Origin of the sequence: Brachyspira pilosicoli (assembly GCF_008016535.1) — a bacterium.
In the GTDB taxonomy this organism is placed as follows: Bacteria; Spirochaetota; Brachyspiria; order Brachyspirales; family Brachyspiraceae; genus Brachyspira; species Brachyspira pilosicoli_A.
This window is the reverse complement of sequence record NZ_SAXY01000070.1, coordinates 38409-44408: the sequence shown is the minus strand read 5'-3', so window position 1 is coordinate 44408 and position 6000 is coordinate 38409. Positions and strand designations below refer to the sequence as shown.

At 26.0% G+C, this 6000-nt stretch carries 3 protein-coding genes and 1 pseudogene; 2 read left to right on the top strand and 2 right to left on the bottom strand.

Annotated elements, in window-relative coordinates; all coding sequences use genetic code 11:
- Window positions 1-324 precede the first annotated feature (324 nt).
- Entirely contained in the window at window positions 325-1914 is a 1590-nt protein-coding gene (locus tag EPJ72_RS11500) for a peptide ABC transporter substrate-binding protein (protein WP_147732280.1), read from the top strand.
- Between the two features lie 215 nt (window positions 1915-2129).
- Here EPJ72_RS11500 and EPJ72_RS11495 read toward each other — a convergent pair whose 3' ends face one another.
- Window positions 2130-2768 (bottom strand): SAVED domain-containing protein, encoded by a 639-nt coding sequence (locus tag EPJ72_RS11495; protein ID WP_242005009.1) that lies wholly within the window; start codon window positions 2766-2768, stop codon window positions 2130-2132.
- A 186-nt stretch (window positions 2769-2954) separates the two neighbouring features.
- On the opposite strand from EPJ72_RS11495, the gene EPJ72_RS11490 reads away from it, so the two are divergent.
- On the top strand, window positions 2955-4898 hold the full coding sequence (locus tag EPJ72_RS11490; RefSeq protein ID WP_147732279.1) for a fructose-1,6-bisphosphatase: 1944 nt from the start codon (window positions 2955-2957) through the stop codon (window positions 4896-4898).
- Window positions 4899-5049: 151 nt separating this feature from the next.
- On the opposite strand, the pseudogene EPJ72_RS11485 reads toward EPJ72_RS11490, so the two are convergent.
- Window positions 5050-5908 (bottom strand): annotated as a pseudogene (locus EPJ72_RS11485) (Rpn family recombination-promoting nuclease/putative transposase).
- Window positions 5909-6000: the final 92 nt, after the last annotated feature.

Genomic DNA, 6000 nt, shown 5'->3' with positions numbered 1-6000 from the left:
TTTAAATTCTGTGCTATAATCTTTTTTCATAGTAGTATCCTTTATTTATTTTCTATATCAAAATATTATAACAAGGATACTGCTTTTTTTATACTAAAAAATGTCCAATATCTCATACTCCTAAACAGTTTGAAGTTAATAGTTTAGGACAATACTTATTATTAGATTTTTCAAATGGGCTTTATTTTATATATGAGCAAGGTACAAACAAATATTCTGGTAATTTAATTAATCAATAATTTAATTAGTTTATATATAAAAAAAATATTGACAATTTATTATTTTTACATTAATGTTAACATAACTAAAAATTAGGATTAACAAATGAAAAAATTATTTGCAATATTATCTTGTATTTTTATTTTAGCTTGTTCTAATGATGTAAAAAATAATGAAGTGATAAAGGTTACAGTTGGGGCAGAGCCTCAGAGCATAGATCCATCATATTTATCTGCAATTGACAGTATGATTTATGCGGTTCATCTATTTGAAGGATTAGTTACAAAAGATAAAGAAAATAATATTGTAGGAGGGGTTGCAGAAAGTTGGGAAGTATCTCCTGATGGGTTAAATATTATATTTAATTTGAGAGATAATGCTAAATGGTCTGATGGTAAAAAGGTTATAGCAAATGATTTTGTATACTCTTTTAGAAGATTGGTTGATCCTAATACGGCATCTTCTTATAGTTTTTTAGCTTCACCCATTAAAAATGCTGATAAAATAATGGCAGGTGAACTTAGAAAAGAAGAATTGGGTGTTGAGGCAATAGATGAAAAAACTTTATTAGTTAAATTTGAAGCTCCGACTGCATATTTTTTGGAATTATTTTGCATACCTATATTTTCACCTTTACGTGAAGATTACATTGAAGATAACGATAAATGGACTTTTTACCCAAATACATATATAGGAAATGGTCCTTATAAAATGATAGAGAGAAAGACTGATGAATTAATATCATTAGAGTTAAACACAAATTATTGGAATAAAGATAATATAGTTGCAAATAGAATAGATTTTATAATGCTTTCAGATATATCAACAGCATATCCAGCATTAAAAGAAGGTTCATTACATTATTCTTCAAGAATACAAAATAATGATATAGAGCTTTTAAGAGAAGAAGGATACTTGGTTATAACACCATCTTTGGGTAGTGCATATTATGCTGTAAATAATACAAATGAAGTATTAAAAGATAAAAGAGTTCGAAAAGCCTTGGCATTAGCAATAGACAGAAACTATATAGTAGAAAATATCACAAAAGGCGGAGAAGTTCCTGCTGGAGCATTTATTCCATTTGGTCTTAAAGATGTAAATGGGGATTTTAGAGAAAACGGCGGAAATTATTTTAGCGTATCAAAAGAGGATTATAATGCAAATGTTGAAGAAGCAAAAAGACTTCTCGCTGAAGCTGGATATAGCAATGGGGCTAATTTTCCTGTTTTAGAGTTTAAAACAAATCCCGGTGCAGGAGTAACAATAGCTGAAGCGGTGCAGCAGATGTGGAAAGAAAATTTAAATGTAGATATGTCTATTACTCAAGAAGAATGGTCAGTTTTTCAAAAAAATAGACAAACAAGAAATTATACAGTATGCCGTGCCGATTGGATTGGAGATTATTTAGACCCTATGACTTTTGCTCAATTATTCACATCAGAAAGTGCAGGCAATAGAGTAGGATACAGCAATATTAATTATGACAACCTTATAAAAGAAGCACAGTCTACTATAGATAATAATAAAAGAATGAGTAATATGCACATTGCAGAAGATATGCTTATAGGCGATGATATGGCTTTAATACCCTTATATTATTATACAGCACCTTCTATGAAAAGCCCTAAATTGAAAGATGTTGTAGTTGATACTTTAGAAATAAGAAGATTCTTTTATTCTTATTTGCAGTAAATTATAATATTTTTATAAAGCTATTATTATTAATATTCATCTATTAAATTGCTATTTAGTATTGTGCCTAATTCATATCTATTATTATTGCTGCTGTAATTATAAATATAAAATGTTAGATGATTATTTTTATAACTAGCCATTTTCTTTCCCAAATATAAAAGCCCATTCGCTAGTATTGAGCTTAATATATGAACTTCTTTAATATTTTTATATTATATTATATCATTAAAAATAGAGTTTATTTCGCTTACAAATATATCATAACATTTTTTATTTACTAAACTTTTATCAGAGTTTTCTTGCAGTCTTATTTCATGTGTGATAGTTATGATATTTGTATATGAATAATCAAAGCCTTTATTTATAATTAGGTTTTCATTATCTTTATAAACTTCTTCTATATTATCCACATTAGACCTGCCTGATAATATTATACCTATTGGCTGATTTATGTTTGATATTCTTAATTGAGTTAATTTGCTCTCTATAAAATTGGTTAATTCAGGGTCGCTAATATCAATATCTTTATATCCCCAAATAAGAGAATCTTTAGGTTTTGGTAAAAAATCAAAATTATATTTATACTTTTCTAATATAAATGCTATAGACACTAGTATACTATTTGGTGCTATTTTATATAGCATAATATTATCTTGTTTTGTAATATTTGCCTCTTCTAATTTAGATATTATGATATTTTTAAGTTTTCTTATAATATTATCATCTTTATATTTGTATATATTATATTCATTGTCTAAATCAATTTCCAAATCTATTTTTGGAATTTCTCCAAAATTCTGAGATACACCCCTTATAGAATGAAATATTTTTACATTTTTAATTTCAGCCATAAACATTACTCTTTTTTATATTAATTATATATTAATATTATAAAAATTAGTTAAATTTATTATTATATTTTTCATAATAATAGATTAATATTATTTTTTGTATATACTTATATATTATATCGGAGTTATTCTACAATAAAAAAATATTTTCATATATATTTTTAAATAATATTTTGGAGTTTTATTATGAGAGATAAAGATTATTTAGAACTATTATCAAAAGAATACCCAACAATAGATGATGCTTCCGTTGAAATTATCAATTTAAAAGCCATATCTAAATTACCCAAAGGTACAGAATATTTTTTAAGCGATATACATGGAGAATCTGAAGGCTTTGAATATTTAATAGGCACTTCATCTGGGGTTATAAAAGAGAAAATAGAAATATTATTTAGAAATACTTTAACGGAAAATGAGAGAATAGAACTTCAAATACTTATAGTAGATACAAAGAATATGATTAATAAAAAATCTGCAAAAGAAGATTTTAATGATTGGAGCAGAATAACTATATATAGACTTATTAGAATATGCAAACTTGTTACTAGCAAATATACAAGGTCAAAGATTAGAAAGAAGATGCCTCAAAACTTTGCTTATATACTTGATGAACTTTTACAAACATCTGTTGAAGACAATAAAGAGAATTATTATTTTTCTATAATAGATTCTATAATAGATGTATCTGCATCAGAAAAGTTTATTATGGCATTATGTGCTTTGATAAGAAAATGCAGTATAGACAGGCTTCATATTGTGGGCGACATTTATGACAGAGGACCTCACCCAGATAAGGTAATAGAGAGTATAATGAATTTTAATGAAGTTGACATGGCTTGGGGAAATCATGATATACATTGGCTTGGGGCTGCTAAGGGAAGTTTAATTTGTGTTGCTAATGCTGTTCGTTTGGCTGTGAGGTATAATAATTTTGATTTGCTTGAATATAGTTATGGTATCAATTTAAGGGCTTTGTCATCATTTGCTAATGAGGTTTATAAAGACGACCCTTGCGAAGTGTTTAAACCTAATACTTTAGATAAAAATATATATGATGAGGTTGATAAAGATTTAGCTTCAAAGATGCATAAGGCTATATCAATAATACAGTTTAAGTTGGAATGTCAGCTTATAAAAAGGCATCCAAATTATGCTATGGATGAACGAATACTTCTTGATAAGATCGATTATAAAAAAGGAACAATAGAACTTGATGGTAAAACTTATGAGCTTAAAGATAAAAACTTCCCAACAATAAATCCTAAAAACCCATTTGAACTTACAGAAGGAGAAAATACTTTAATACAGAGTTTAGCATTTTCTTTTATCAATAGCCCAACACTTCAAAAGCATACTAACTATATTTATGCTAAGGGAGGAATATATAAAATATTTAATGGTAATTTGCTTTATCATGGATGCATACCTACAAAAGAAGACGGCAGTTTTGATGATGTATATATAGACGGACAATATTTATCTGGAAAGAGATATTTGAAGCAAGTTGAAGATAAGGTACGTAAGGCATTTTACTGTGAAGCAGGAAGTGAAGAGCAGCTTAATGCTTTGGATTATTGCTGGTATTTATGGTGCGGACCAAAATCTCCATTATTCGGCAAAAATAAAATGACAACCTTTGAAAGATATTTTATAGAAGATAAAGAAACCCATAAAGAAAGTTATAATTCATATTATTATCATATAGATAAAAAAGATTATTGTGAGAGTATATTAAAAGAGTTTGATTTGGATATACATAAATCACATATAGTCAATGGACATGTACCAGTAAAGACTCATAAAGGAGAAAGCCCAATAAAAGGCGGAGGCATACTTTTAGTGATAGACGGAGGACTTTCAAAGGCATATCATAAAAGCACAGGCATAGGAGGCTATACTTTAATATCAAACTCTAATGCAATGTTTATAGCAGAGCATAGACCTTTTGCTGAGGTAGTAGAATCTGGTTTTAGAATATCTTCAAAAACAACTATAGTAGATAGATTTGTAACTAGAATTACTGTAGGAGAAACTGATATTGGTATTAGTTTAAACAAAAGAATAACAGATTTAGAAGAATTGCTTAATGCTTATAGAAGCGGAATAGTAAAAGAAAAGGTAAATTGATTTTATTTATTTTATTGTTTTAATTTTATTTTGTAAAATTAGCATATTATTTATAAATAATCATATAGGGACTTAATTTATATAGTTTATAAATTTTATTTAATTGTGAAATTAAAATATTATTTTTTTAATTATATTAATTAACATACAATTATAATTTTTTTATTTCTTCTATGCTAAGTTTAGTTAATTCACTAATAAGATTTATATCCATATTTTTCTCTTTCATGTTTTTAGCTAATGAATATTTTTCTTTTTCTATGCCCTCTTTTATACCTTCTTCTCTTTCTCTTTTAAGCATTAATGTTTGACCATATAAAAATGCATCTCTTGCATTATAAACCGCCATTTCTTTTTCACTTGATATAAATCTCTCATATTTATCAATTACTTTAGGCATAATTTCATTTACCTCCTTTAATTTTTCTTTAACTTTATCTAAATCCTTAACTGTAAAAAATTCTATCCAAGAATATTTTGTTTTTCTTAATATCATCTATATTTGAATTATTAAGAATTTTTATAAATCTTGGTATTTCTATTATATGCATCTGCATCATATCTAATGATACATTATGATTTTTAGTATCTATTAATTTAAAACATCTATGAGCTTTGCCTTCATCATTAAAATCCATATTAAAGTTTATAAAATTGATACTTATTACTTGACTAATAATATCATAAGATTCATTTTCATTTAATTCACTAACAATATTTTTTGATATATAATAAAATATTCTTTTTACAAAATCTATATTTCCAGATAATTGTATTTCTATAATGATTTTTTTCTTATCTTTTGTAATTGCTTTTACATCAAGAACTGATTCTTTAAGATTAATATTTTCTGGTAGATTATGAGGATTGATTATATCTAAATTATGAACTTCTTGGAAGCCTAAATCTCTAAGTACACAATTTACTATATTTTCAAGTACATCTTCATGACCTACAGAGCCTAAAAGATAACGCACAAAATAATCATTCATTCTATTGATATTTCTCATAAAAAAATTATATCAAAAAGATAATAAAAGTAAATATTTTTTATATACTATAAATTATAATATTATTTAATAAATTCTTTTTGACAAATTTT